The organism is Vibrio marisflavi CECT 7928 (genome assembly GCF_921294215.1).
GTDB lineage: Bacteria > Pseudomonadota > Gammaproteobacteria > Enterobacterales > Vibrionaceae > Vibrio > Vibrio marisflavi.
Genome location: NZ_CAKLDM010000002.1, coordinates 1,455,947 through 1,481,221 on the forward strand (window position 1 = coordinate 1,455,947; position 25,275 = coordinate 1,481,221).

Annotated in this window: 25 protein-coding genes; 5 read left to right on the forward strand and 20 right to left on the reverse strand. The window is 42.5% G+C overall.

What is annotated here, in order from left to right; genetic code table 11:
* Positions 1-12: 12 nt before the first annotated feature.
* Together L7A31_RS13430 and L7A31_RS13435 are read left to right on the forward strand one after the other, a co-directional pair.
* On the forward strand, positions 13-1,320 hold the full coding sequence (locus tag L7A31_RS13430) for an ABC transporter ATP-binding protein (RefSeq protein ID WP_237362294.1): 1,308 nt from the start codon (positions 13-15) through the stop codon (positions 1,318-1,320).
* A 74-nt stretch (positions 1,321-1,394) separates the two neighbouring features.
* Positions 1,395-1,832: a DUF3859 domain-containing protein gene (locus L7A31_RS13435; RefSeq protein ID WP_237362295.1), complete on the forward strand. Its 438-nt coding sequence runs from the start codon at positions 1,395-1,397 to the stop codon at positions 1,830-1,832.
* 30 nt (positions 1,833-1,862) lie between these two features.
* On the opposite strand, the gene L7A31_RS13440 is transcribed toward L7A31_RS13435, so the two are convergent.
* Positions 1,863-2,465 carry a DUF2850 domain-containing protein gene (locus L7A31_RS13440; RefSeq protein WP_237362296.1) on the reverse strand — a complete coding sequence of 201 codons (603 nt, stop codon included), beginning with the start codon at positions 2,463-2,465 and terminating at the stop codon, positions 1,863-1,865.
* A 333-nt stretch (positions 2,466-2,798) separates the two neighbouring features.
* Between L7A31_RS13440 and L7A31_RS13445 the strand changes: the two genes are divergently transcribed.
* Positions 2,799-3,824: a permease gene (locus L7A31_RS13445; protein ID WP_237362297.1), complete on the forward strand. Its 1,026-nt coding sequence runs from the start codon at positions 2,799-2,801 to the stop codon at positions 3,822-3,824.
* A 72-nt stretch (positions 3,825-3,896) separates the two neighbouring features.
* On the opposite strand, the gene L7A31_RS13450 is transcribed toward L7A31_RS13445, so the two are convergent.
* On the reverse strand, positions 3,897-6,302 hold the full coding sequence (locus L7A31_RS13450) for a right-handed parallel beta-helix repeat-containing protein (RefSeq protein ID WP_237362298.1): 2,406 nt from the start codon (positions 6,300-6,302) through the stop codon (positions 3,897-3,899).
* A 419-nt stretch (positions 6,303-6,721) separates the two neighbouring features.
* Here L7A31_RS13450 and L7A31_RS13455 point away from each other — a divergent pair, with 419 nt between their 5' ends.
* Positions 6,722-7,207, forward strand: coding sequence for a DUF3015 family protein (locus L7A31_RS13455; protein WP_237362299.1), 486 nt, complete (start codon positions 6,722-6,724; stop codon positions 7,205-7,207).
* Between the two features lie 17 nt (positions 7,208-7,224).
* The gene (locus L7A31_RS13460) at positions 7,225-9,063 is read left to right on the forward strand and encodes an Lnb N-terminal periplasmic domain-containing protein (protein ID WP_237362300.1); all 1,839 of its coding nucleotides are present in this window, start codon (positions 7,225-7,227) and stop codon (positions 9,061-9,063) included.
* Between the two features lie 226 nt (positions 9,064-9,289).
* Here L7A31_RS13460 and L7A31_RS13465 read toward each other — a convergent pair whose 3' ends face one another.
* The 18 genes from L7A31_RS13465 to L7A31_RS13550 form a co-directional block, all read right to left on the reverse strand.
* Complete coding sequence (locus tag L7A31_RS13465) at positions 9,290-9,841, reverse strand: hypothetical protein (RefSeq protein WP_237362301.1); 552 nt, start codon at positions 9,839-9,841, stop codon at positions 9,290-9,292.
* Between the two features lie 498 nt (positions 9,842-10,339).
* The gene (locus L7A31_RS13470; RefSeq protein ID WP_237362302.1) at positions 10,340-11,749 is read right to left on the reverse strand and encodes an ATP-binding protein; all 1,410 of its coding nucleotides are present in this window, start codon (positions 11,747-11,749) and stop codon (positions 10,340-10,342) included.
* Positions 11,736-12,395, reverse strand: a complete 660-nt coding sequence (locus tag L7A31_RS13475; protein WP_237362303.1) for a response regulator — start codon at positions 12,393-12,395, stop codon at positions 11,736-11,738. Before L7A31_RS13475 ends, L7A31_RS13470 begins: the two co-directional genes overlap by 14 nt.
* A complete protein-coding gene (locus L7A31_RS13480) occupies positions 12,392-13,027 on the reverse strand; it encodes a tetratricopeptide repeat protein (RefSeq protein WP_237362304.1) in 636 nt (211 codons plus the stop codon). Before L7A31_RS13480 ends, L7A31_RS13475 begins: the two co-directional genes overlap by 4 nt.
* A gap of 58 nt (positions 13,028-13,085) precedes the next feature.
* The gene (locus L7A31_RS13485; RefSeq protein WP_237362305.1) at positions 13,086-13,262 is read right to left on the reverse strand and encodes a hypothetical protein; all 177 of its coding nucleotides are present in this window, start codon (positions 13,260-13,262) and stop codon (positions 13,086-13,088) included.
* Positions 13,263-13,293: 31 nt separating this feature from the next.
* Positions 13,294-14,100 (reverse strand): SDR family oxidoreductase, encoded by an 807-nt coding sequence (locus L7A31_RS13490; RefSeq protein ID WP_237362306.1) that lies wholly within the window; start codon positions 14,098-14,100, stop codon positions 13,294-13,296.
* A 17-nt stretch (positions 14,101-14,117) separates the two neighbouring features.
* Positions 14,118-14,792: an iron-containing redox enzyme family protein gene (locus L7A31_RS13495; protein WP_237362307.1), complete on the reverse strand. Its 675-nt coding sequence runs from the start codon at positions 14,790-14,792 to the stop codon at positions 14,118-14,120.
* Positions 14,793-14,801: 9 nt separating this feature from the next.
* Positions 14,802-16,292 carry an AMP-binding protein gene (locus L7A31_RS13500; protein ID WP_237362308.1) on the reverse strand — a complete coding sequence of 497 codons (1,491 nt, stop codon included), beginning with the start codon at positions 16,290-16,292 and terminating at the stop codon, positions 14,802-14,804.
* 1 nt (position 16,293) lies between these two features.
* Positions 16,294-16,908: a thermostable hemolysin gene (locus L7A31_RS13505; protein ID WP_237362309.1), complete on the reverse strand. Its 615-nt coding sequence runs from the start codon at positions 16,906-16,908 to the stop codon at positions 16,294-16,296.
* A gap of 200 nt (positions 16,909-17,108) precedes the next feature.
* Positions 17,109-17,741: an OmpA family protein gene (locus L7A31_RS13510; RefSeq protein WP_237362310.1), complete on the reverse strand. Its 633-nt coding sequence runs from the start codon at positions 17,739-17,741 to the stop codon at positions 17,109-17,111.
* Between the two features lie 109 nt (positions 17,742-17,850).
* Entirely contained in the window at positions 17,851-19,170 is a 1,320-nt protein-coding gene (locus tag L7A31_RS13515; protein WP_237362311.1) for a TadE/TadG family type IV pilus assembly protein, read from the reverse strand.
* Positions 19,171-19,172: 2 nt separating this feature from the next.
* Complete coding sequence (tadF, locus tag L7A31_RS13520; RefSeq protein ID WP_237362312.1) at positions 19,173-19,721, reverse strand: tight adherence pilus pseudopilin TadF; 549 nt, start codon at positions 19,719-19,721, stop codon at positions 19,173-19,175.
* Positions 19,696-20,190 (reverse strand): TadE/TadG family type IV pilus assembly protein, encoded by a 495-nt coding sequence (locus tag L7A31_RS13525; protein WP_237362313.1) that lies wholly within the window; start codon positions 20,188-20,190, stop codon positions 19,696-19,698. Before L7A31_RS13525 ends, tadF begins: the two co-directional genes overlap by 26 nt.
* Positions 20,187-20,969: a tetratricopeptide repeat protein gene (locus tag L7A31_RS13530; protein ID WP_237362314.1), complete on the reverse strand. Its 783-nt coding sequence runs from the start codon at positions 20,967-20,969 to the stop codon at positions 20,187-20,189. Before L7A31_RS13530 ends, L7A31_RS13525 begins: the two co-directional genes overlap by 4 nt.
* Positions 20,962-21,831 (reverse strand): type II secretion system F family protein, encoded by an 870-nt coding sequence (locus tag L7A31_RS13535; protein ID WP_237363569.1) that lies wholly within the window; start codon positions 21,829-21,831, stop codon positions 20,962-20,964. Before L7A31_RS13535 ends, L7A31_RS13530 begins: the two co-directional genes overlap by 8 nt.
* Entirely contained in the window at positions 21,831-22,754 is a 924-nt protein-coding gene (locus L7A31_RS13540) for a type II secretion system F family protein (protein ID WP_237362315.1), read from the reverse strand. Before L7A31_RS13540 ends, L7A31_RS13535 begins: the two co-directional genes overlap by 1 nt.
* Positions 22,751-24,031, reverse strand: a complete 1,281-nt coding sequence (locus L7A31_RS13545; RefSeq protein WP_237362316.1) for a TadA family conjugal transfer-associated ATPase — start codon at positions 24,029-24,031, stop codon at positions 22,751-22,753. Before L7A31_RS13545 ends, L7A31_RS13540 begins: the two co-directional genes overlap by 4 nt.
* A 3-nt stretch (positions 24,032-24,034) precedes the next feature.
* Complete coding sequence (locus tag L7A31_RS13550) at positions 24,035-25,270, reverse strand: CpaE/TadZ family protein (RefSeq protein WP_237362317.1); 1,236 nt, start codon at positions 25,268-25,270, stop codon at positions 24,035-24,037.
* Positions 25,271-25,275: the final 5 nt, after the last annotated feature.

Genomic DNA, 25,275 nt, shown 5'->3' on the forward strand with positions numbered 1-25,275 from the left:
AAGGAATTAACGATGTCAAAAAGCAACATCATTGTTGATGTCAAACAAATCTCAAAGGCATTCAAAAAGCCAGACAAGCAAGAGCTACTGGTTTTAGAAAACGTAAACTTCACCATGAAAGAAGGCGAAATCGTCGCGCTTTTAGGTAAATCTGGCTCGGGTAAATCTACTCTATTACGAATCATCGCTGGCCTAACGGCGCCAAGTGGCGGCGAAGTGCTTTACCGCGACCAGCCTGTACGCAGCCCAGTGCGCGATATTTCTATGGTATTCCAAAGCTTCGCTTTGATGCCTTGGCTAACTGTTTTGCAAAACGTAGAGCTTGGATTAGAAGCTCGCGATATGACTCGTGCTGAGCGTCGTAAACTCGCGCTTGAAGCTGTTGATATGATTGGTTTGGATGGTTTTGAAAATGCCTACCCTCGCGAGCTTTCTGGTGGTATGCGTCAGCGTGTTGGTTTTGCTCGAGCGTTGGTTTTGAAGCCCGATCTACTGCTCATGGACGAACCGTTCTCAGCGTTAGACGTTTTAACATCTGAAAACTTGCGTGACGACTTACTAGAGCTGTGGGAAAAGAACAGCGCTATGAAAGGCATTCTTTACGTCACACACAACATCGAAGAAGCCGTACTGACCGCCGACCGCATTATTATCTTCGGCAGTAACCCGGGCTTTATTCGTGGTGAGCTTTCTGTCAACTTGCCTCATCCACGTAACAGTCAAGATCCTGCAGTCACTGAGCTTATCGACGAAGTGTATCGTATGATGACGACAGCAGAAACTAACGAGCTGCGTGAACGTATGAACCGACGCAAAGCATTAACCATCGCTTACCGTCTGCCTGATGCTGACATTGAAGAGTTAACAGGTCTTCTCGCAGAAGCTTTAGAGATTCAGGAACAAGGTACGGCTCTCGACTTACCAGAACTGGCCGATCATATCCGCCTTGACGTTGATGACTTATTCCCAATTCTTGAGATTTTGTCTGTACTTGGCCTAGCGCAAGTCTCGGATGGTGACATCACCATGACGGCACTTGGTAAACAATTTGTAGAAGCAGAAATTACCGACCGTAAAGTAACGTTCTCTCGATTGCTTGTGAAGAATATTCCTTTAGCGCGTCATGTCATTCGTATCTTGAAAGAACGTCCAAATCATACTGTTCACGAAGCGCGATTCCTAACTGAGCTGGAAGATCACTTCAGTGATGATGAAGCTAAACGTGTATTCGAAACCTTCATAGAATGGGCTCGTTATGCAGAGATCATCGAATATGATGCTACATCCGGTATATTGACGCTAGACGAAACCAACTTCTAAACTCTCCGTATTGAGTGGTAACTTCTCTACCGTGGGAAGTTACCACTATTCATTTTTGATAGAGACTCACTCCAATGGCCAAACGCTCCCCTATCGTCGAAATCCTTTCTTATGGCATCTATTCAACTTGGGATTCAAAGTCTAAAGACTTACCAAAAGTACAAGACTTCACCCAGACAGTGCCAGCAGACGAAGACATTGAGTTTGGTTTTATCGTCAATATTAAAAAAGCCAAGGGCGCGAAAATCTATTACTGTATTCAACACCCGGGTGTACTGAGTAAAAAAGGGCAAGTATTGGCGCCATTTGATGGCGAAGAGCACATTAACAGCAACGACTGGGATTTTTATCTCGGCGATACCATCCAACTTCACCACCCTATTGACGGCCTAGAGAGCAACCTAGGTGAATGGCATATGTATATAGAGCTAAACGGTAAGGTGATTGCAGAAAAGAAATTTAATGTGGTGGCGCGAGATGAAGGCCAGTTTTGGAAACGACGTGGCTTTTAGCCAGCCAAAGGCCTTCAATCGTATTTTGAACTATTGCTCGATGTACAAATCGATAACTGGAGTATCAATAGAAGTACTCGGCTGATTCTGGTGCATTTCCTTCATCTGAGCATCTATTGGGTGCTGTTCTTCAGAAAAGTAACGGCTGACTTTTTTCTGTCTCATATAACCTGAAACATCCACTTCCACTGTCCCTTCATAGCCTTTTTTCACTAATTGTTGCTGTGGCAGACGTGGCTCAACGCGCTTTAGGATATTCGGGTCTTTCCGATCTAACACATAAACACTTTGTCCTTTGCCCGTGTTGATGGAAAGCTTTCTGCCATTGAAATCAACGTTAGTGGTGATTAGATGTGAGTTTTTGTACACGCCCACTTCATTGATCTTGATTACATCAGCATTGTACGCCGGAGCGCCTACTTCTACCCAAGATCCATAGACTCGCTTTTGGTCAATTTGGCTACGATGAATGATTCTTTTCGTGAGCATAGAACCCACAATAACAAGCACAACCAACAACAAGGCTAAGATCACCTTTAGTGTTGTAACGGTAGTGTTCCCAGAGATTTTCTTGCTACGAGGCGTAAACCGTACACTGCTTTGATTCATTGATGTATAAATTTTCGTAATCATTTACGCAGCAATACTACCAGTGTATAGCCGCTCTGTTAACCGTATTCTGACCAAAAATTTACACACACCTTTGTTTACCTGCTACAAAATTCACTCCATTTACCCTCAAAGAACGCCGATATAGCGACTAACTTAGGGGATTTGTTAACACAGAATGCTTGCACCCTTCTAAGTGATAATCTTATTTATAAAGTTTATTCAAACGGTTAGCTTTTATATTTCCATATTTATGGAAATATTGCTTGATCATTTTCTTTTTATTTCTATAATTCTGGAAATATAAATTTAAGTGTTGGATAATTTTTTCCAATAACTAGGTACTGGAGTAACACCATGAATAGTGAAATTATCGCGATGAGCAAAGAAGCTCTTAGTATGTTTACCTTTTTAGCAACAGAGCTGATCATCCTTTTTATCGGTATCAGTTACTTGGTTGGCATACTGCAGGAGTTTCTTACACCAGAAAAAATTCAATCTATTCTGAGCTCTCGTAAAGGAAAAGGTTATTTAGTTGCCGCTCTACTCGGCGCAATCACCCCATTTTGTTCTTGCTCTACTATTCCTTTTTTGAAAGGACTATTGCGCGCTCGAGCAGGTTTTGGACCAATGATGGTGTTCCTATTTAGTAGTCCACTGCTTAATCCCGTCATCATTGGATTGTTTGTGGTGACCTTCAGCTGGCAAGTCGCACTGTTTTACTTCTTGGTTGCGATGGTGGTATCGGTATCAGCAGGGTTCATTCTTGAGAAGCTAGGGTTCGAGCGCTATGTAAAACCTGAAGCATACCAAGCACAAGAATCGTCATCATGTGCAAGCAAATGTTCTGATAGCAAAACGGCGGCAAAAGAAACCGTGGTGGCATCATGCAGCGCAGAAGCAAATTCGGTTACACAAGTATCTTGCAGCTCTGATGGTTCTGCTACAGCCATTATTGAAGAAAAGAAGCCTAACCGCTGGGTACGAATCTGGTACTCAACATGGAAAGACTTTAAGCAAGTGTTCCCTTACTTAATGGTTGGTATTCTGATCGGTTCGTTTATCTATGGCTTTATTCCTGCCGATTTAATCGCGGAATATGCTGGGAATGGTAAATGGTACGCAATACCTCTGGCTGCAATTATTGGTATTCCACTATATATTCGCGCAGAAGCTGTGATTCCACTAAGTGCCGCTTTAGTTAAAAAAGGCATGGCACTAGGCTCTGTAATGGCATTGATTATAGGTAGCGCTGGAGCAAGTCTAACTGAAGTCATTCTGTTGAAGTCAATCTTCAAAAACCAAATGATAGCTGCTTTCCTCACTGTCATTTTGGGAATGGCTATAGCTGCAGGCTTACTGTACAACTATATTTTTGCCTAATTAGCTTTCACTACTGTGCATCACTTTAACGTTTAAGTGATGCACAGATATGTGATGCTCAGACGCTAGCTGTTAGCCTTGCGAATTGGTTTTGTACACAGTTCCAGATGGCACTTGCGTATCTTTAATATTCAACACACTTCCAGCAGTATTAGCGATGGACGAACCATACTGACCGGTATTGCCTTCAAAAAATGACTCTTCAATCGTTAACGTGCCTTTATTGAAGTTATGGATTGCTCCTCCGTAATAATCAGCATGGTTTTTCACAAAGGCCGTTCCGCTAATGACAGGGAAAGTACCACCATATTGAGACGCTTGATCGTCTACCCAAATCGCGCCGCCATTACCTTCGGTATAATTGCCAGTAAAGAGTGAGTTTTTCACCTTCACATCAGAGCCGTAGTTGATAAGTAAAGCACCAGCTCGGTCCGTGCTGTAGTTGTCTTTGAAGGTTGAATTATCAATCTCGATATTTGAGCCAAATCGAGCGGCAATCGCACCACCAAAGGCTGCTTTGTTGTTTTCAAAAGTAACGTTATTTAAGTCGCTACGGCTATTGTCAAAGAAAAACGCTGCGCCACCTTCACGAGCAAAGTTATCTTTAAACGTAGTGTTTTTAACTAGCACTGAATGGTTGTAACCCCAAGCTAGCAGTCCACCACCATACCCTTGACGATCAGGCCCGTTCGCATAACCATCTTGGATTGTCACGCCATCAACTAACGCGCCTTTGCTACCAATCACAACATGGTAACTATTGTCTTTATCGGTATTTTTATCACCAATGTTACCACTCAAAATCGAATGATTGTCGCGCCAATTACGCTGATTCCATTGTGTTTCGTTGCCTTTAAAACCACCATAAATGGCTACACCAGCCGGAACTACGAACGACGTTGCTCTATCTGTTTTGGCAGGGTAATAAGTGCCTTGTGCTAGCCAAATCTGACCACCCTCTTTGGCTGCACTGTCGATGCCCGCTTGCAAAGAGTGATAGGCCGTTTTCCATGATTTGCCATCTTGAACTGTGTTTGCCGCGTTAGCATTAACGTAAACAACGTTCGAGGATATGCTCACTTGGCTCACTACAGGAGCATCTATGCCAAACTTATGCTGCTGATTTTTATCCGCAGGTCCTTTTGGTGGCGTCGCGTGTTGGATGTACTTTTCAATGGTCGATATCTGGCCTTGGGCAATCGCATCAGCAGGCAGTTTTTTCAGGGTCTCGCTTAAATTGACTAATGAAGCAAACTCTTGGCGCTTCTGAACACTCATAGTATCGCCATAATTCCAGTTACCGATATCTGAGCCCCAAGTTTTTATTTCGTCATCGCCCCAATTCATCCAGTTTGCCGCACCATTCGTTGCCGAATGGTTGTTGAGCACTTTAGAGTTAATAACATAGGTAATGTTTTGAATACCGCTATCTGCAGCGTTATACGAACCTTGATAGATACCAGCGCCAATATCAGACACCTGATTGTTCTCTATCGATACATTGATCAATATTGGACGAGAAGATCCGTCGACACCGAATGCCGCAGCGCGCATGGCCTTATTTTGAGTAAACTGACTGTTAAGAACAATTGGTGAGCTGCCAAAATCGTTGTACATTGCCCCGCCTTTATCCGCGGTTGAGTTGGCGACAAATTGACAGTTTATGAAGATAGGATCTGTCGACAAATCGTTTGAAACAGCACCTCCACGACCTTGGGCAAAGTTGTTGCTAAACATAGTGTTTATAAACACTGGGCTCGGGTTGTCATCAGATATACGCGTGCCTTGGCTTGTCATGTTATAAACCGCACCACCTTTCATCGCGTAGTTATTCTCAAAAGTGGTATTTCGCACAATCGGAGCTGCTTGATAGTTGAGCAAACCAGCACCCACACCATTTGAAGGGCCAGAAGTTATTGCAGCAGGAGAAGTATGGTTAGTTGGCCCTTTCGGTCCTGTTGGTGGCTTACTGCCTCTCGGCGGTGGCATTTTAGAAAGGTCAACCATGGCGTAACCATCCTCAACAATAAACCCGTCAAGAACCGCATTGTTGGCACCCACTACAACATGGTAGCTATTGTCTTTTTGATCGTTCTTATCACCAATATTACCACTTAAAATCGTTTTGTTTTTTTGCCAATTTCGCTGGGTAACTAACGTTTCCTTGCCGGAGAAACCACCGATTAGCTCAACACCGCTAACCATTTTAAAGCTGTCAGAGCGATCGCTTCCATTCGTCGGATAATATGTACCTTCAGATACCCAAATTTGATCGCCGGGTTTCGCTGCAGCCAGAGCATTTTGTAAATCAACATACGCATTGTTCCAGCTCGTGCCATTGTGAGCACCAGCTGTCGCATGTTGATCAACATAAATAATCTTACTGTCTGATTTACTGTGGCTCAGCAAATCGGATTGACAACCTGAAAGTGCGAGCGCGACGAAAGCGGCCCCTAAACCTAGCTTAAAACTCTTCATACCAACTCCTAGTCGAGCTCCAACTATAACAACTTGACGTTGAAGCAAATGTAAGACGCTTGAATTCTAAGCTCGAGATTACAACTTATTCATTGAAGGAAAAAACGTTTTTACATTGATTTACGGAACAATGACACCTATCCGAAGAATTGACATTAAGCACACGTTGGCGCTAGCAGTGTCGCTGTTTTGGTGATTGAAATTGCAGCAGATTAGCGGGAAAGTTGTCTCTGGCTTGGTCCGATTATGTAAAGGGCTAGATTTGACCCGATGGGTTCTATATTAACTCCTAATTCAAGATCAATAACTCGCCATACATTAGTTTCTTTTTACTTTTCCTCGTTTGCATCTAAAGTTTAAAAAAGCACGGTAGGTTATTGATTTACCCTACTCTAAAAAGTTGGAACAAGGGGTCTATTTTGAAACACAGAATCTTTGCTTTTCTATTAATAACTTTTGCTTATCTGCCACCCGCCAACGCTTCTCTAGATGGTATTTATAAGGGATGTGGTTTAGGCCACTGGATTTCCAACGGTTTTGCGAACGGCTGGCTTGCTGTCACCACCAATGTAACGTTCGACTTAGGTACTACCGCATCTATCTCTTATTATTCTACACCTGGTTCTTGCAAGGGCCCATTTTATGCTGCAGCACAGTTTATCGACAAGACCTACCCAGAGCTGGAACAAGAGACGGTACAAGGTCAAGGTGAGCATATGCTTGCAATGCTGAATATCCTTGAATGCGGACAAGAAGAGCAACAGGTCGTACGTAAAGGCATACGACATGATTTCGCAAAAGTATTGGCAAATGATAATTATGCTCAAATGCCTCATCATGAGAAGGCCGACAGCTATTACCGTATTGTGGCAAAGCATGCTTCACAACAGTGCACGGCGTCTTAACCCTCATTAACAAGCTCATGATACGCAATGACGTGTCATCTTGTTTGGGTTTATTGTTCTCTGTCGCGCTACTGTATTCTGGGTCAGCATCAGGTTCAGCTTCACTTAGTGAAAAACAGATAAATCAGTGGTCCAAACTCCTGCATTTTAAAAATGGCGGCAGTACTATCTCCAGCCCGAAATTTTTCCTTTCCGAAAATGGCAGCGTAAATGCATCAGCAGAATTAACTGCAACACTCAGGGCTTTTTCTACACCGTCGTCAATGGCACATTGCCGCTACCCAGCCCGCTACATCTGGGTTAAAGACAACGTCGACTCCGATTTAGCGCTTTCTTTACAAAATTGCGAAGACTATCAGCAATGGATTCAGCATAGCAAAACTGAGTCGGTCAGCCTTATTTATGTAACTGGGTACCTTGGAAACCCTGCCTCTTTTTTTGGTCACCTGATGATGAAATTTAACCGCAAGGGCGACAACAAAACGGATATCGAGCTGCTCGATACTGGTATTAACTTTGGGGCGAATGCGCATCCTGACGACAACCCTGTAAAGTATGTTCTGTACGGAATATTTGGTGGATACAGTGCCACTTACACCACCGCCACTTACTATCTTCATACTGGTAATTATGCCGAGAACGAGCAGAGAGAGCTATGGGAATATGAACTTAGCCTGACCCAACAAGAAGTGATGCTGTTACAGGCACATCTGTTTGAGCTACAAGATGTTGAATTCAACTATTACTTTTTCAGCGACAACTGCTCTACAGCGTTTAAAGACATTTTGAATATTGTTCTGGATCGGCCCCTCGATACCGGGCTGCAGCCATGGGACATGCCCATTGATATATTCCATGCTATCCCGGAAGTTCAGCATCATGGACAACCTTTGGTTAAAAAGGTCAATCAACGTCAATCGAAGTATAGCCGCATTCAAAATAAGTACCTCGCCCTCAATGATGCAGAAAAACAACAGGCACTCGCAATTGCCAAAGATCTTTCAGAACTGGAGTCATTTATGCGGTCCAGTGAGTTTTCTGAGTATGAAAAAGCAAAGGTTCTAGACGTATTAACCGAGTACACAGAATTGTTATTAGTCACTAGAAAAGAGCCTGATAACAACTACAAGGAGCAAAAGCATAAGTTGTTGCTGGCGAGGATACAGTTGGACAGCTTTAGTGTGGACTGGCCGAAGAGTAAAGCTCCCCTTCCTCACTTGTCTCAGCATCCCATTAATCTTGGTATAGGTGCAGGCTATAGCGACGACTACGGTGGGTATGCCAGCCTAAGGGGTTATGGCGCTTATTATAATTTTTTGTCTATCGATGCGGCACGACTAAAAGATTCTGCTCTTACAGTTATGGATACTGAGTTACACATCACTGAAGACAAACTACGCCTTAAAAAGCTAGATTTCCTAAATATTGCATCACTTAACACCAATGATGTGGCCTTGTTTGAGAACGATCGCTTAGCATGGCAGTTGACTCTCTCACTTGAACATAGCGAATGCGATAACGATGAGTGTTACCGCCCATATTTCAAAGGCTATTTAGGTTTGGCTGAACGCCGGTCTAATGACCTTTCAGCCTACACAATGGTCGGCGGGCAGATCGATTTAGCCTACCTCGATGACTCCGCTTTTCAGCTTCCGCTAGGAGTGCTTTATAACTGGTCTGAACGATGGAAAACACACCTGAGAGTTGTTCCTTCACTGGGTTTAAATGGTAGTGGTTGGGACTATAACCTATTTGTGGACTCGCGCTTTCACATCAGCAATAAAGCTGACATCCGCATAAGTATCGAGAAAACCTATGACAAGTTGGTGGGGGTTTATTACAACCGATATTTTTAAGTGGCACCGTCGGTCAAAGCATTCCGAAAATTCTCTCGAGCTTGTTTTGTTGCGTTATTTATAGCTATAACTTTACTAGCTGAAAGCTTCCTGCCATGAATTTTTTTATATAATCTATCTACAGCATCTCTACTTTCAAAAACTAGTAGTTTCTGCCAAACTTTATCGTTCAATATAGTTACCTCAAAGTTCGATTAAAAAAATGGAATCCGACTTAATTGCTTTGTTATGCAGCTGCTTTCCGAGTTTTTAGCGTTTCACGGAGAATCATTATTCTCGCTATGTCTTCCTGACAAACTTCCATGATTTTCTGAAGTTCATGGTCTATGTACTGCTTGTCAATTTCACGTTTATCTTTTACAAGTTGTTTCAAAAATGCTTCGTAAGAATTCTGTCGGAACATCTGCTGGTCATAAATGTGCTTAGTGTAAAGCTGGAATCTTGATTCGTAATCCGATTCTAAACAACTATCTAAGACCTTACCTTCTTTCACTGCGTGGTAATATATTCGAGCACTGGCAATTGAATTTTTTATAATGTCGCATTCAATTGTTGAAGCTACCCCGTCTAATTGTATTGGTAGTTCCAAATAAGCTTGCTGCAAAAACTTGCGAGATTGTTCGATACTTGCAGAGCTTGGATCGTTCGAGTAACCCATTATTTTTTGCATGTGTTCTAAACAAGTATCTATGTAATCAACGACTCTTTGAGTTTTTTCTTTCTGTTTCGCTGTTCGAAGACCAACAACTTTAAAAACGAAATTGACGATTTTTTCCATGAGCTTTAATTGTCTCCATTTTCCATGCTGCACAACATTTTAATATCGTGCCAGCACGAATTGATGTATTCAGCAGTTCTTGCTATCCTGATTAACCAACTGAAAAATATGAATATAATTCAGTTGAAATCTAATTTCTAGTTAAAAAGCGGGCAAACACACATTGCTTCCGATTCAAGGCACGTTACCAATGTTTTCTACTATTCAATAGCCTAGAAATAGTTGAACAACATATTCGTGCGTAGCTGTGATTAAAGGTCAGTCTGTTGTGGATTAGAAAACTTAGCTACATTGTTGGACCTCTAGACATGAGGAAAAGTAGGGCAAGTTGCAGGACTTCAAGCTAAGTTCAATCTTTCTCTGGCTCACTTTGGGGCAGAACCGTTTTGGCTGACCTGCCCCTTTCGACAAAATATAGATAAACGCAAAGCTTATCTCAATTGATCAAATCTATATTGCAGTAAACCCATCGACTAATGCAGTACGCTCACTCCGCAATTATTTGCTGAAGGTAACAACAAACGTATTTCTATCTTCGCTGCGTGGTAAAAGTGTTACTTTAGCGTTGTGCAGACCAGCAATGTCACGCGTGATTGACATGCCTAACCCTGCACCATCCCCTTTCTCTGAGTTGGCTCGATAGAAATTGTCGAATAGTTTTTCTCTCGCTTCTGCGCTGATGTCAGCTCCGTTATCCGAAATACGAACTTCAATTAATGATTCCATATCTACAACTTCGACATTGATTTGGCTACGATCCCCAGAATAACGAATAGCATTATCAATTAGGTTGCTAAACAGAATTGTCAACAGGGTCTCGTCCCCATCAATCGAAATACTATTGCCGTCAAACCCAATATCCTGACTATTTCGCAACGCGAGTGGAGCAAGATCAGCAACAATTTGGCGTATAACATTAGAGATGTCTACATCTTGTTTTTCTATGTCCGTCAGGCTCTCTACCTTGGCTAGCATAAGTAGTTGGTGCAGCAACCTGTCGGTTCTATCGATACCTTTGAGAATATTATTGAGGTCCTTCGCTAACTCATCTTGGCTTTTGCTATGAATGGCATTTTCAGCATTTAAACGCAAGATAGTGAGTGGTGTTTTCAGCTCATGCGCAGCCATCCGGGTAAAGCGCTTTTCTCTTTGCCACGCTTGCTCAAGCTGACTCAGCAAATCATTTAACGCGTCCACCAATGGAGAAAGTTCAACCGTTTGGTTCGATACATAAATATGATCGAGCTTATTGGCACTGCGCTGCGCTATTGCAAGTTTTAACTCTTTAACTGGCTTAAAGTTTTTGTTGATCAGCCAAATAATTAAAATGACTAAACAAGGGATAATGAGTAGCTGTGGAATTGCGTTTGATAACGCCATTTCTTCCACCATTTCTTTGCGAATGCTTTGCTTCTCCGCCACGATCACGTATTCACTGCTATTCGCCTTCTTGGGCATGTGAAGTTGAAAGTAGCGCCATTGACTGCCGTTTTCGACGACATTGCCGTAACCAGAGTAATTCTTGTCGTGCTCAAACGCGCCTATATTTGGCTTAGAGCTCCAAAGCAGTTTTCCGTCGTCATAAATTTGGAACAACATCTTTTCTTCGTAGGGATGTCCGTATGCTGTTGGAACATCATCATCACCCGGCGAATCTTTTTTTATATCAGACATCCAAGATTGGAAAATCTTTTGGTGTTTAACAAATGTCTTTTCGTTCGGCTCAAAGGCGGTAGTAACGAGTAACAACTTGGCTGACTGTCCGAGCCGAGCATCATACACCTCTTCGACTTCATGTTTTGCTGAATAAACATTGAGGATTAACGATACTGCGATCAAAACAAAGGAAAACGCAATAACAGAGAGAGTGAGTCGGCGTTTGATAGAAAATGGTTTACTGCTTTTCAATGATATACCCCACTCCACGGATATTTTTAACAAGCTTATTGGGCAGCTTCTTACGTAAGTTATGAATGTGGACTTCTATCGCGTTGTCGCTGCTTCCAATATCCCAACCGTGCAGAGATTGCTGAAGCTGGTCTTTGCTGATTACTCGGCCAGCATTCGTTATAAGGTGAGAAAGAATTTTAAACTCGTTGCGGGTGAGTTTTAGCGTAGAACCCTGATACATTGCGCTTTGTTCAGAAAGCGATATTGAAAGCTCACCGACTTGAATTGTTTCGTTCGCGCTGCCAGATTGGCGTCTTATCAACACTCTCAACCGAGCTAGCAGCTCTTCAAGCGCAAAAGGCTTACCAATATACTCATCAGCGCCCAAATCCAAGCCTTTTACTCGATCGTTAATATCATCTCGAGCGGTTAAAATCATGATAGGTAATTCGTATCCGGCTTGCCTTACCTTCTTTAACACTTCGAGGCCATCAATATCTGGCAAGGTTAAATCAAGAATCACAGCAGTAAATTGCTCTACCTTCATGGCAGCCAAAACTCCGCCGCCTTTTTCAACCCAATCAACAGTGTATCCATGACGGGTCAACGACTCCATCATGGATTGTCCTAATAACACATCATCTTCTACAAGAAGTAATCTCATTTTAAGCTCTTTAGCAATGTACTAATTTCCTGTTGGCGACCCGCATCTGCGACAGGGCGTTCTGGCCTTGGTGCAGCATTTTGAGCGCGTGTAAGATATTTGATCGCCTCTTTCTTTTTACCCTGCTCGACTAAGAAATCACCGTAAAAGTAATTTGAGTCAATGCCATTTGGATTAATCTCTAACGCCTTCTTAAGCAGCTTCTCTGCTTTCGCATCATCTCCAAAGCCAATCGGCCAGCCCGGAACTTTATAATACAGAGAGCCCAAACTAGTATACGCAGAACCATTTAGAGTTTCAGGTGCTTTTTCAATCACTTGCTCTAGAATTTTTTTCGCTTGCTTGGCTTGAGACAAACCGCTTAGGCCACCTTCTGCTCCCGCTAGTGATGCTTTATTAATTGCCAACCATACCATCAAGTTAGGATTATCTGGGCTTTGCTGCAAGTCGGTTTTGTTTAGTGAAATGACTTGCTCAAAGCATTTGCTTTTCTTGTCACTATCTTTTGTTTGGTACTGGCAAGCTGCCCAGTCCTTTTGAACCTTAAGTAACGTGTCAGTTTTGGCTAATACTGAACAGCTAAACGCTGAAGCAGTTAAAATTAAAACCGTAAGTTTTGTATTGAGTTTCATAGAAATACTCCGAGTACTAAAGTTGTACATCCTTTGATTGTGTTTCGGCTAAATAGCCTTAGTGCCTGAAGAAGTGAGCGGCTCTCAAAACTGCTTGTTTGTGCTTTAAGTGCTCAATCAATGTTGCGCCGTAAAAGTGTCCAAGATTATCGCCATGCCACGATGCTGGTATTATCAAGAAAGCAAAAGTGAACAAAGCTATACATATTAACGCCATCACAAGAACTAATTTCATGTGGAGTTCTCCCTTCATTTCAGCCACCGAGTTAATTACTAGAGTGATTGATAAAGTAATGTATCGTTTCTTGTTGCTTGCGAATGGAACCACTGACCAGTCTAGGAAAGACCTGATTGATTCTGGCAAAAAGCTTTTCCGGCCAACCTATCCACTTAGCCGCAGTTTCTTGCTCTAGCATCTGTACAACATGCTCAGCAACCACTTGAGGTGAATCACTTCGATTGCCTAGCTTTTGATTTAGTTCAACCACTCGTGGTGAATTGAGCTCAGTCTCTGTGGTTCTTGGCGCTAAATACAAAACGCGTATCGCGGCTCCATCAAGCTCTCTGTCTAAGGCCTCACTAAAGCGATGCAGGCCAGCTTTAGATGCGCAATAAGCGGTATAACCTGGATATCCAATGGAACCTAGCGTCGATCCGATATTCAATATGACTCCAGGTCTTTTCAACCACCCTAAAGCGCTTTGGCTTAATGCTATTGGTGTCATGAGGTTAAGTTGCATCTCTCGCTCAATAGATTCAGCGCTTCGCTGGGCTAAAAACTGGAATTGATTGCTTCCTGCGTTGTTGATAAGCGCGCTTATTTGCTTGTTTTTTCGCAATTGCTCTTTGGCATACGAATTCACAACTTCTCGTCCTTGAGCTGTTAGTAAGTCCGCAGCAAGGACATCATGTCTATCAGGCTTCGCCATCGAATAGCGTATTTGTTCCAGCTTTTCCTTATCACGTGCAACCAATATCAGACGTGCTCCTTTTACTTCCAATGCCAACGCAATTTCTTGTCCGATTCCACCAGAAGCGCCTGTAAGCAATACATATTTGTCATTTAGATCCATTATCTATCTCCTACTTCTTATCTGATTGACGGCACTGGCAAACCCTTTAACATCTCTCCATAAAGGGAAAAGACTGTATTGGCCGAATCTACGATGGCTTGTTGATCTTGCTTATCGGTCACTTTGTTCATCAAGGTTTCGAAAAAGCTGATATGGTCTTGGTCTAATACACTGTGTGAGACGAGATAACTCAGTGCTTCGTCAGGCAATCCAAGCTGCTGTTTCACGATGTTGGCTATTTGTCCCCCAACCCCTACGCTGGTTCCCTCTAGCACCCAAACCATGCCAAACAAAGCCATAGGATTGCCGCGATCGATCTGGTGATATAAGTACGCCACCATTAGCTCAATCGCTTGGCACGCTTTGCCTTCTCCACTGTTTGCTCTTACGAGGTCAGCATCTGCTCCGCAAGCGCGTAAATCATTGAGGATCCACTCCTGATGACCTTTCTCTTCGTCTATATACTCTGCAATGGCTTCGCGAACCCACTCGTAGTCTTGTGAAAGTTTGCCTCCGCAAGCCATAAGAAGCGGTACCGTGTGTTTAACGTGATGATAAGCTTGTACTAGAAAGCTGGTGTACATGTCTAAGTTAACGTTGCCGCGCATACAAGCCTCAAAGACTGGTACATCTAACATCGCTTTTTGTGCCGGCAGCGTTTGCTGTTTTAACTGTTCAAAGAATTGACTCATATTAGTCTCCTAAATTTCTGAATATTCGAATTGGGTTTTAACTGTTTTGGCTGTCACCAACGGATCAGCGATATACTGCTTGTGTATACAACTCGCCCAAGATTCAATATGTTTGCGTTTTGGCCTACCGTTCGATGTAAACCACTCTTTTCTTGCGCTCATATCCGATACAATTAATAAGTTTTTGATGCGCGCATAGTCGGGAAGTGTTTGATTTAATCTCTCAATTCTCTCTTCAATTGCTTTTCCTGCTCCGACTATTGCCGTCAGGCTAGCTTCGGCGTCACCAGTAACGACCATTGGGCATTCAGGAAGAAAAACTTGAGCACGAGACTCCACCCATTCTGGAGAGATATTTCTGCCAAACCCGCTAATAATTTGGTTCTTCTTTCTACCTTCAATCGTGACGTAGCCTTCACTATCAATCGATGCCAAATCGCCCGTCGCAAACCACTCGTCTGTAAACGGCTCGTTGATATATCCAAGTGCGCTATTGCCCTTGATAAGTAGCTCGTTTTCCTCCGATAGCTTTGCTTCAACGTGAGGAAGCAATCGCCCACTCGTCCCTGCTTTTGAATGATTTTCAGTGTTTAAACTCACAACTGATGCAAACTCAGACAATCCATAGCCTTCATAGGCTGGAATACCTAGTTGATGAGCTTGTTCGATCAGTTCCGGTGCAACCCGTGCACCACCTACTGCTACAAATTTCAAAGAGTCGGAAAGGGCTGGTTCTCGGCTTACCAACTGAATCAAAGCCATTAAAATAGCAGGCACTAATACCATGCTATTTGGCTGAAACTGCACCAATGCCTCAGCGAATGCTTTAACGTTTAACTGGCTGGAACCCGTCAAACCCAGAGTTTCACTTTTGTATATTTGCGAAGTGATACCCAATAAAATAGGCACGTAAATGCTAGTCACGTTTTCGAGTAATGTTGAAAGTGGTAGCAGAGATAAATGACAGACTTGGTCAGCTTCCATTGATTTAGCCAGAGCAAGTGAAACGTTCTCTATATTTTGCTCACTTAAACAAACCCCTTTTGGGCTGCCCGTAGAACCAGAAGTAAAGGTTATTTTGCTGGTTTCAGGCAAGTAACGACGTTCATTCCCTGATGCATACAAATATATCGGCATGTTTCGAATACATGTGATCGGGTCAACTTTGTCTTTCCAATCACCAACTAAGACGTCGGCACCACTTTCTGCCAGAGTGTGCTCAACTTGCTGGTCTGTAAAAAATGTTGGCACTGGAACCAAACAAACTTTCGCTTTCATGGCTGCTAAGTCAATCACTAGCCAATCTAGGCTATTGTCGGCTCTAAGTGCTATGCATTTTGCCTGCATAGCTAGAAATAAGTTGGCAACCATGTCCACTTCTTTATTCAGCTCAAAATAACTGATGGATTGAACATCACCGATATGATTTTGACCTCTAAATGCAATTTGACGAGGCTTACTGACAGCATTACTTTCAATTGCCTTAAGTATTTTGTTCATATTAAATTCCCGCTAGCTTTCTATATTTTTCACCGTAACTTAACCGCAAGTGTTCTAATCCAACCTTAAGATTTCCGGCTAATATTCTTGGGCTGGTTTGGTAATAAGAACCCCAGACTTTGTCAGCATTAGGGATATGCTCTTTGTCTGCGTAAGCAATAATTTCTGGTTGTAGACCGAGCCTAGACATCAACGCATGCAGAGGGTCAGTTGCTGTGCAAATGCCCCACTCATACCCTTGAGATACCAGCAGCTCTGCAATCATGTAAAAGTGCAAAGGTGACGTGCCTTTGGTAAAGAGGGAAAGTTGACCAAATTCAACAAGCTGAGATCGCTCAACAGGTTCTTTGAAAGTCTCTGACAATATTTCATTCGACGGTTTTGGAAGGTATTGCTCCAAAAACAGTGGCCTGTTGTTCGCACTTTGAAAGCCACAAATCGAAATGATTTTTGTACCTTTCATCATGACGAGAAATTGCGGCATGTAAGAACAAAGTACCGCTCCGAAAGCATGTTTATATCGAATACGAATTTGGTAAGTCACTTCTTTCCATAGAGGGTGACTAGAGTCGACCACTTCCAATCTTTGGCAGTGTTTAATTAAGTCTTTTCTCATTGATAAGCCCTCTCTCAATCTTTAGATATAAATTTAAAGAGCGAAACTTAAGAGAAACTTAAGGGAAGCAAATAATATGATTTTTAGTGCTAGGTAGGATGGTAACGGCGAGTAAAGAAGGGTTTAGTAGACTTTGTATTGAAGCAGGATCTGAGGGAGACTCCTTCTCTCCTCTGATCAAATGGTGAGTAAGTGGCAGATTACTGAATATCCACTCGTCGATTTTTCTCACGTCCTTCGCTAGTGTTATTGCTTGCGATAGGCTGTGTCTCACCTTCACTTGTCATATGAAAATGTTTAGGACTCATGCCTTTATCAATTAAATACTTAGCCACGGCATAAGAGCGTTTTAGTCCGAGTTGATAGTTGAACTCTTCGCTACCCACAGAATCAGCATGCCCAACCACGTCCAGTACTTGTGGGTGTTCTTGCATCTTCTTAAATAACTGTTGCAACACGTACTTTGAGCGATCAGTTAAATTTGATTTGGCGAAATCAAAATATACGCGGGCTAATACATTACCCTCATCAACCATTTTAGCGGTGCTGCGACTCATTAATAGCTCAGAGCAGTTTCTATCTATGCCCATCTGGTCAAATAAGCTGTGTACTAAGTTTGAATCTGGTTCTAAATTATCAAACGCTTGTACCTGACTGTACGCACCTTGATTTAAATAAACTCGAGTACCATCGCTAATATGGATCTCTTTTTTATATTCACCGTCAGAAGTACCACAGTAAAATACGATAGATTGGTTTAAATTATCTTCTGCCTGTGCCGTAAATGAAATACTAACAATTATCGCGCTAAACAATAGGTATAGTTTATTCATAGTTATCGCTCTCTCTATCTAAATAGAATAAGTGTTATAAATGAAACGCCACCATATTTGCGCTTCCAAAAAATAAAACTTTTTCATGACTTATTTCTTGACCAACTAACTATCTAAGACGGCCAATCTCTTCTGCTATAAGGCTAAGTATTTGCGCGTAAAGCTCTTGTGGGTTTTCTGCTTTATAGACATTATCTTCACCGACACAATTAACTAACGCAGGGTTTCCAAATGGGTTATAGTCGAACCCAATTACTGCCATATTGACTTTCTTAGTTTGACCGTCATTGCCAAACAGCAAATTTGCTCTTATGGCATCGCACATTCCAGCATCAACGAGTGCATTAGCAGTTGCGAAGTCAGAAGTCCCCCAACCTTGGTAAAGCCAATCGATATCCATACCATCAGAAAGCAATATAATTAGCCTTCGCTCATTGACTCCACTTCGCATTAATTGAGCACTGCGTATCCAACCTTGATATGAACCAGTTACAGCCCCTGGTCTAAAGCCAGCAATACTGCTTTTGAAATCTTGAATATCACTAGTTAACCTAATATCTTCAAATTTAGGGTTCTGACGCGAGCCAGCAGACTTCTTATATCCAGTATTCTTACCACGGTTGCCATTTTCATCGACACCACAATTGTTATCATCTTTTTCAACAAATATATTCGCCAGCGTTTCATCAACATCAGTATATAAACGACCACCAGATTCATAGGTCTCATTTTGATACATCCAGCACTCTAGTGTTTCTCCGGTAATAGAATCTTGGTATTCAGAATAAGTATTTCCGTTATACGGTACCATACCTATCATATTCTGCAGGTTTGCTTGTTCGTTCATACCTTGTAACTCATCAGCCACACTCTGAACAATTTCAATCAAATCTCGATATTTTGCTTTGTTACTACCTGACCAGCCACTGCCCATCGATCCAGAAAAATCGGCCGCGATCATGATATCGATACCTTCGCTCTCTAATTTATGAGCAATCGAATCGCCACCAGCCGAGAATGTTTCTCCAAAGCCTTCAATCGCATCATTTCCGGCAAACCAAGTTTTAAAACTCGCAGTCGCTTTCACATCGTATTCAAAGTAACGGTTTTCACCGCGAGCTAAACCGGCTACACAATCGGGTATTTGTTCGCAAGTCAACCGGGTAACTTGTACGTTGGTGATAGACACAATGCTATGCTCATAAGCATTTAGATAGTCTCTCACTAACTCTTGATTGACTGCGGCATCTTCACTGTTTTGAGCGGCAACTGCCAACGAGGCAGCTTCTGTAGCATCCGCAACACGAGCTCGTGTTTGCATCGCCCTTGTACCATCACTCGCCAAGGTAAATATTCCAAACAGTGCAGGGATAATCATCACGAATAAAATCATTGCGTGTCCACACTGCTTTTTCTTGAAAAGGCGCATAATCACCTACCTACTATTACAGATGATGACCTAACCCTGGTAAACTCTCCTCCTAATACACGACCAAACAAGTTTTCTGTCTCGTAACAGATAGTTACTCGATACAACCTTGCTTGGCGCCCCCAACTCGTCACGACCGATAAGTCTTGAAGATCACCTATATTTTGCGGCAAGCGGCAGTCGTAGTTACCTAACTCAAAAACACTAGCGTTGTTAGGTACTCCAACCCCTGAAAACGTTAAGCCTTCTACAACCATCCCTAAGCCATCTAATTCAAAGCTTCCTGCCGTTCTGCGGAGTGAGTTACTCGCGATATTGAACAAAGCCGTTGCATCAGGCTCTGTCATCTGAAAGTCCTCGCCATACAATTGAGTACGTTCTTTCGCTACATTGACCAATGAATATGACAATCGGTCTAGTTTGCCTTTGTAAGCAAGCTTAACAATGACATCCATGCTAAATACCAGTAACAATGCTAACGCTACGCCAACAACGGCAAACTCAATAGTGAAATTCCCTTTTTGCTTAGAAGTCGAATTGGTCACGTTCATACTCCTGTATAACAATCACTTCACGGCTTAAAATAGTCTCTGTATCCATGAAGAAAGTGAAAATAGGGCTGAAATCATAGCTGATGTTGTACACTGCAATCGCACTATTATCTTCATTTCCACATTCAGCCACATTTTGTCCATCAGGTACTTCACATGGGTTAACTAGGCCTTCGAGATCGGCGATACTTTGCACATAGTTGATCGATAAACGAAAGTTTGCAGGGTCAATAATCGACCCCCAAAGGCCAGAGTGATCTTCAATTTCTTGACGAAAAGCGACTAAGTATCCGGCTTGCTCTGTTTTTACTTCTCGCGCCGCTTCGGTAATGACAAAGTCATTGATGGCTGATATGTAAGACATGTAGCTCATTTCAACCCAAAGCATACACATCAACCAAAACGCCACAAATCCACCAACAAACTCAATGGCTGCAACGCCTTGATTTTTCTTCTTACTCCACCTCATCGCGCCCCCTCAAACAGGGCTTGATTGGCTGTTACTGACGTTTCAAGTTGGTTCTCAGGTTGTGTGGTTTTCAACTTTCTTAGCGATAGATAGCGCTGCTGGATCTCTTTGTCTGTGAATTTTGGTTTTAGAACCTGCTTCATCAACTCAAGGTTGTCAGACTTAGCCATCGCCAACGTAAGGTTCGCGACAACCTGATCGTCTGCTTCATCATTGGTATAGATAGGAAGCAATCGCTCTATTGCACTTGAATAATCTTGCTCAATGATGTCTAGAACCGCTAAGTTGTTCTTGATTTTGATATCACTGTAAAAATGAGCCCGCGCTAAATTAAAGAAGTCTCTTGCTTGGCCTAAATCACCGTTGGCAGCATAAATAACACCTAACAAGTTTTCGATTTCAGCGTTCTGCTTATCCAGTGCATAAGCTTGCTCAGCAGAATCTTTTGAGCTTGGTAAATCGCCTAACTCAAACTCAGCGTATGCTTGAATTAACAATGAACTAACTTGTGGAGAGCCTTGATTTAGCTGACTAATAGTAAACAGCGCCGACTCAGGGTCACCGTAATCAAGATATGCTGTAGCCAGTTTTTCACGAGTATCACGCGTATCATTTTGCTTAAGCTGCTCTTTGTAGTGAGTGATTAGGTCTTGGAAATTTCCACTGTTTTTCATCACTAACTCGCGAGTCGATTCATTGTTATATGAAGACTGACTCGTCGTTGCACAGCCACTCAGTATTGTGATCAGGAATAAACCTGCGAAATAATGTTTAAACACCTTGAAGCATCCTCATAACACCTGGAGCAGCAATCAAAATAATGATTGGAACCATAATGAACAAAATAAGAGGAACGGAAATCTTCGCCGATAACTTACCAACCCTCTCTTCCAACTCAAGCATTTTCAGCTCGCGTATATCTGCAGCCAACGTGGTTAATACTTCATAAACAGAACTACCGTATTTGATGCTCTGCTTAAATGTCATCACAAAACTTCGCACTTCATTTGTGGGTATTCTTTCGTACAACTCATCGAGTGCTTGTTCTAAACCCACTATACGAGCACGTTCATTTGTACGTTTTAATACGTGAGCTAAGTCATAGTCGAATTCATGCAATTCTCTACCTACATATGACATTGCAGATTCAACCGTCATACCTGTCTGAATACACATTGCGAGTAGATCTAATAGATAAGGCAATTGGTTAGAAATTTTGGCGCGAAGCTGCTTCGCCCGGCCGTCTAGCCACATATCAGGCAATGAAATACAAACAATCAACCAGCCAGCTCCAGCAGCAACAAGAGTCATAGTTGACCACTTATCGGTGCCATACCACACCACAGCTCCAATACCAACAAGAGCCATGATGTACTTTAAGGGCATATACAAATGAGCATATTTGAAGTCGTAAAAACCGGCTGCGTAGAATTTCTCTTCAATCTTATCTACATTTGTTGAAACCGAGCTTGGCAAAAACTGTTCGACCTGATCGTAAAAAGTTGAAGCCGTACCATCGCTTAATGAATAACGGTTCAGTACTTGTCTACGTGTCGCTAGTACATAAACAATCCATGCCACCAAAACTACGCCAAGAAAGACGGCCGCCATGGCGAGGAAAAGTAAATTTTGACCACTCATCATTTGTCCACCCCATTCATTAACCACCAAACCAAAAATAACCCAAACGATTCACTTGCTAATACGTAATAGAGAATGGGTCTACCGGCTTCGTTAAACATGACGAATTCGTAGTTTTCAGGGCTAAGGTATTGAAGCATGAAAAGGAAAATAAAAGGTATAGCTGCAACAATCTTAGCTGACACTCGAACTTCTGAAGTCATTGATTTTTTTCTTTTTTCCATAGCACGATTGTTGTACATAATACGATTCAATCGAGTAATGATTTCTTTCAATTGACCACCACGGTTGATGTTTGCAATTAGGGTAATCACGAAAAAGTGGAAAGTCGGATAAGGGAAACGGTTGCGAGATTTCTTAAACGCACTTTCTGGCGCCTCACCAAGTTGGATGCGTTCTGCCATGAGCTTAAACTCATTGCCCACTGCACCTTCTAGTGAGTCACCAACAAACTTAATTGACTGGTTGATACTTTCACCAGTACTCATCGCGCTTGCTAACACGTTCAAAGCATCCGGAAAGGTATCTTCGAAGTGCTTTCTCTCTCTATTGCGAAGCCATCTGATACCAAGGACAATACCTAAAACTTCGGTTAAACCAACAACCACAAATTGATTACCACGTATAAAGTTGTGATTGACGTATAGACCTATCATGGCAACGACGATCATAAACGCTAAGATCTTCAATGGTGCATACGAACCAATTTGGCTACGAGTATTTCTGAAAAACGTTTTAAGTTTGTCCGTAGTGGTTTCTTTGGTGAAGGATTTTAAGTTAACGGCTTGGTTTGCACCGTTTCCCAATGAATTAGCACCACCCAACTCTTCTTCTAAATAATCCGTGTGTTGTTGGCGACGTGTCATTAAGACGCACAGCACTAAACCTACAACAATAAATACAATCCAAAGCCAAGAACTCATATTGCCTCCTTGATCTTAAACGCTTCAATTAACTCTTGCTCCAACCCAAAATAGCGCGAATTTTCTACAAGAGCTGAACGCTGCATAAGACCTGAAGAGGTATAGTGTCCATTGACTTTACCGCCTTCGTGATCCGCATAAGGGTGAAATTTAAATATGTCCTCCATGACAATATTGTTGCCTTCCATCCCTACTACTTCGGAAATGGAGACAATTTTACGACTTCCGTCATACAGACGACTAACTTGAATAACGATGTCAATCGCACTTGTAATCGTTCTACGAATAGCATCAAGTGGTAGGTTTACAGATGCCATCATGACCATTGCCTCAACACGGGCAAGTGCATCTTTCGCAGAGTTAGCATGCAGCGTAGACATTGAACCGTTGTGACCAGTATTCATTGCCTGAAGCATTTCAAACGCTTCTCCAGCACGACACTCACCGACTACAATTCGGTCCGGTCTCATACGCAGAGCATTGACCATCAAATCACGCTGGGTAATTGCTCCACTACCTTCTGTACCTGTTGTTTTGGTTTCAAGGCGCACCACATGCGGCTGCTTCAGCTTTAGCTCAGCCGCATCCTCAATAGTCACTACTCGCTCACGCTCTGAAATGTATTGAGAAAGTGCATTTAGCATTGTGGTTTTACCTGAACCGGTACCACCAGAAATAAGAATATTGAGACGGCATTGCGCAGCTAGCTTAAGTACCTTAGCGATTTCCGGAGTCATCGTTCCTCGCTCGGCTAACTCATTTAAAGAAATACTATCTTTTCTGAATTTACGAATTGAAATAGACGTGCCATCTACGGCAACTGGGGGAATCACAACATTGACACGGCTACCATCTTCCATACGCGCATCACAAGTTGGCGACGATTCATCTACGCGACGCCCAACGCGTGATGCAATTCGTTTTGCGATGTTGAGAAGCTGTTTTTCATCGATGAAAGTAACGTCAGTATCCATAACTATTCCGTTACGCTCGATGAAAACTTTATCTGGACCATTCACCATAATGTCGCTGATTGTGTCGTCATCCATCAAAAGCTGAAGAGGACCCAATCCTTGCAATTCATCGACAAGACTTTTGACATACTCAGAACGAACCATAGTGCCGACTGACCAGCCTTCACGAGCAACCAACATGTCTATCGCATCAGACAATTGCGCGCTAAGCTGCTCTTTTGTCAACGAGTTAACCGCATCTGGTTCTAGAGCATCAAAAATCTGTTCACGAATCTTAACAAAGATCGACTTATGGTTAAGCATGGCCTACCCCCGGGCAAACAGTCGGTTCAATAAGTTCTTCTTCGCTGGTTCCCTGGACTCGCCTAATAGCAAAGCGGTGATTTGGTTAATACTTTCGCTGATTTTAAGATCCGTATTGTAGATACCTTTCCCTTTTAAGACCTCTAGGCTTAAACTCGGCTCAAACGGACAAACAACGTCAACTTTCTGTTTCAGGTGTCTATCAACTTCTTGCATAGTGACATTAGCTACACGCTGTGGGCGTGTATTGTTAACGATGTATAAACAACGGCCATTCGCGTTATAGTCTTCAAGAAGCTGCATGATGCGTTTTGCTTCACGCAATCCCGATACACTTCGTTCAATCACGAGCAAGATAATGTCGGAATTTTTGGCAATATGTTTGATGTCTTGCTTAATCGACGCTGAGCCAGAGTAGTCCCCCAAGATAAAGTTATTCTTAGTTGCTAATGTCGCTAACTGAATCTCGGTATACTCTTTAAGCTCAGCATCTGACAAGTCATCAGACTCTATAGCCAACAGTGACAATAAATTGTTGACTGGTTGCGTCATGCTCATGGTGTAGCTTTCATCAAAGCTCGCCGTCACTTCGCTTGATTTAACTTCACGCTTTTTAAACTGCTTTAAACCAAGCATGATATCGATATTTCCGCCGACAAAATTGCGGTCAACAATAAGACATGAGCTGTTGTACTTCTCTGAAAGCTCTTTGCCTAATTCGGCAGTTATTAAGGAAGTACCCACACCGCCTTTCACCCCTAGCACTGCTACACGCTTTGCAAATCTAACGCGGCTTAAGCTGTCGTTATGCGTTTCGCTCACTACGGTGTTTACAAAATCGATCACTTCATGCTTGCTGCATGGCCAGAACAGGTAATAAAAACCCATCTCTTTTAGGTTGCGTACCGTATGTATTGTATCTTCACTACCAATCACGATAACCGACAATCCGTTAGGTAGCAGATTGGCGATACGTTTCATATCTTTAGTGACGTCATCACTTTCTGTCAGCTCTATCAGAACGATTTCGCAACGGCTTTCACGTATGAAGCGACCAATATTTTCGTCGGTAGCTTCTAGGGCATTAGACAGCTCAACACCTTCAAACCTAAATGCTTCTTCCACAAAGATTTTGCATTTATCGGTTTGATAAAATAGTGCCGTCGCCTGTCTATCTCCCTTTAGTGGCTGACCATCCTTAGTCGGCTTTTGATCTTTATTACCAACTAAATCAAACATTCGGA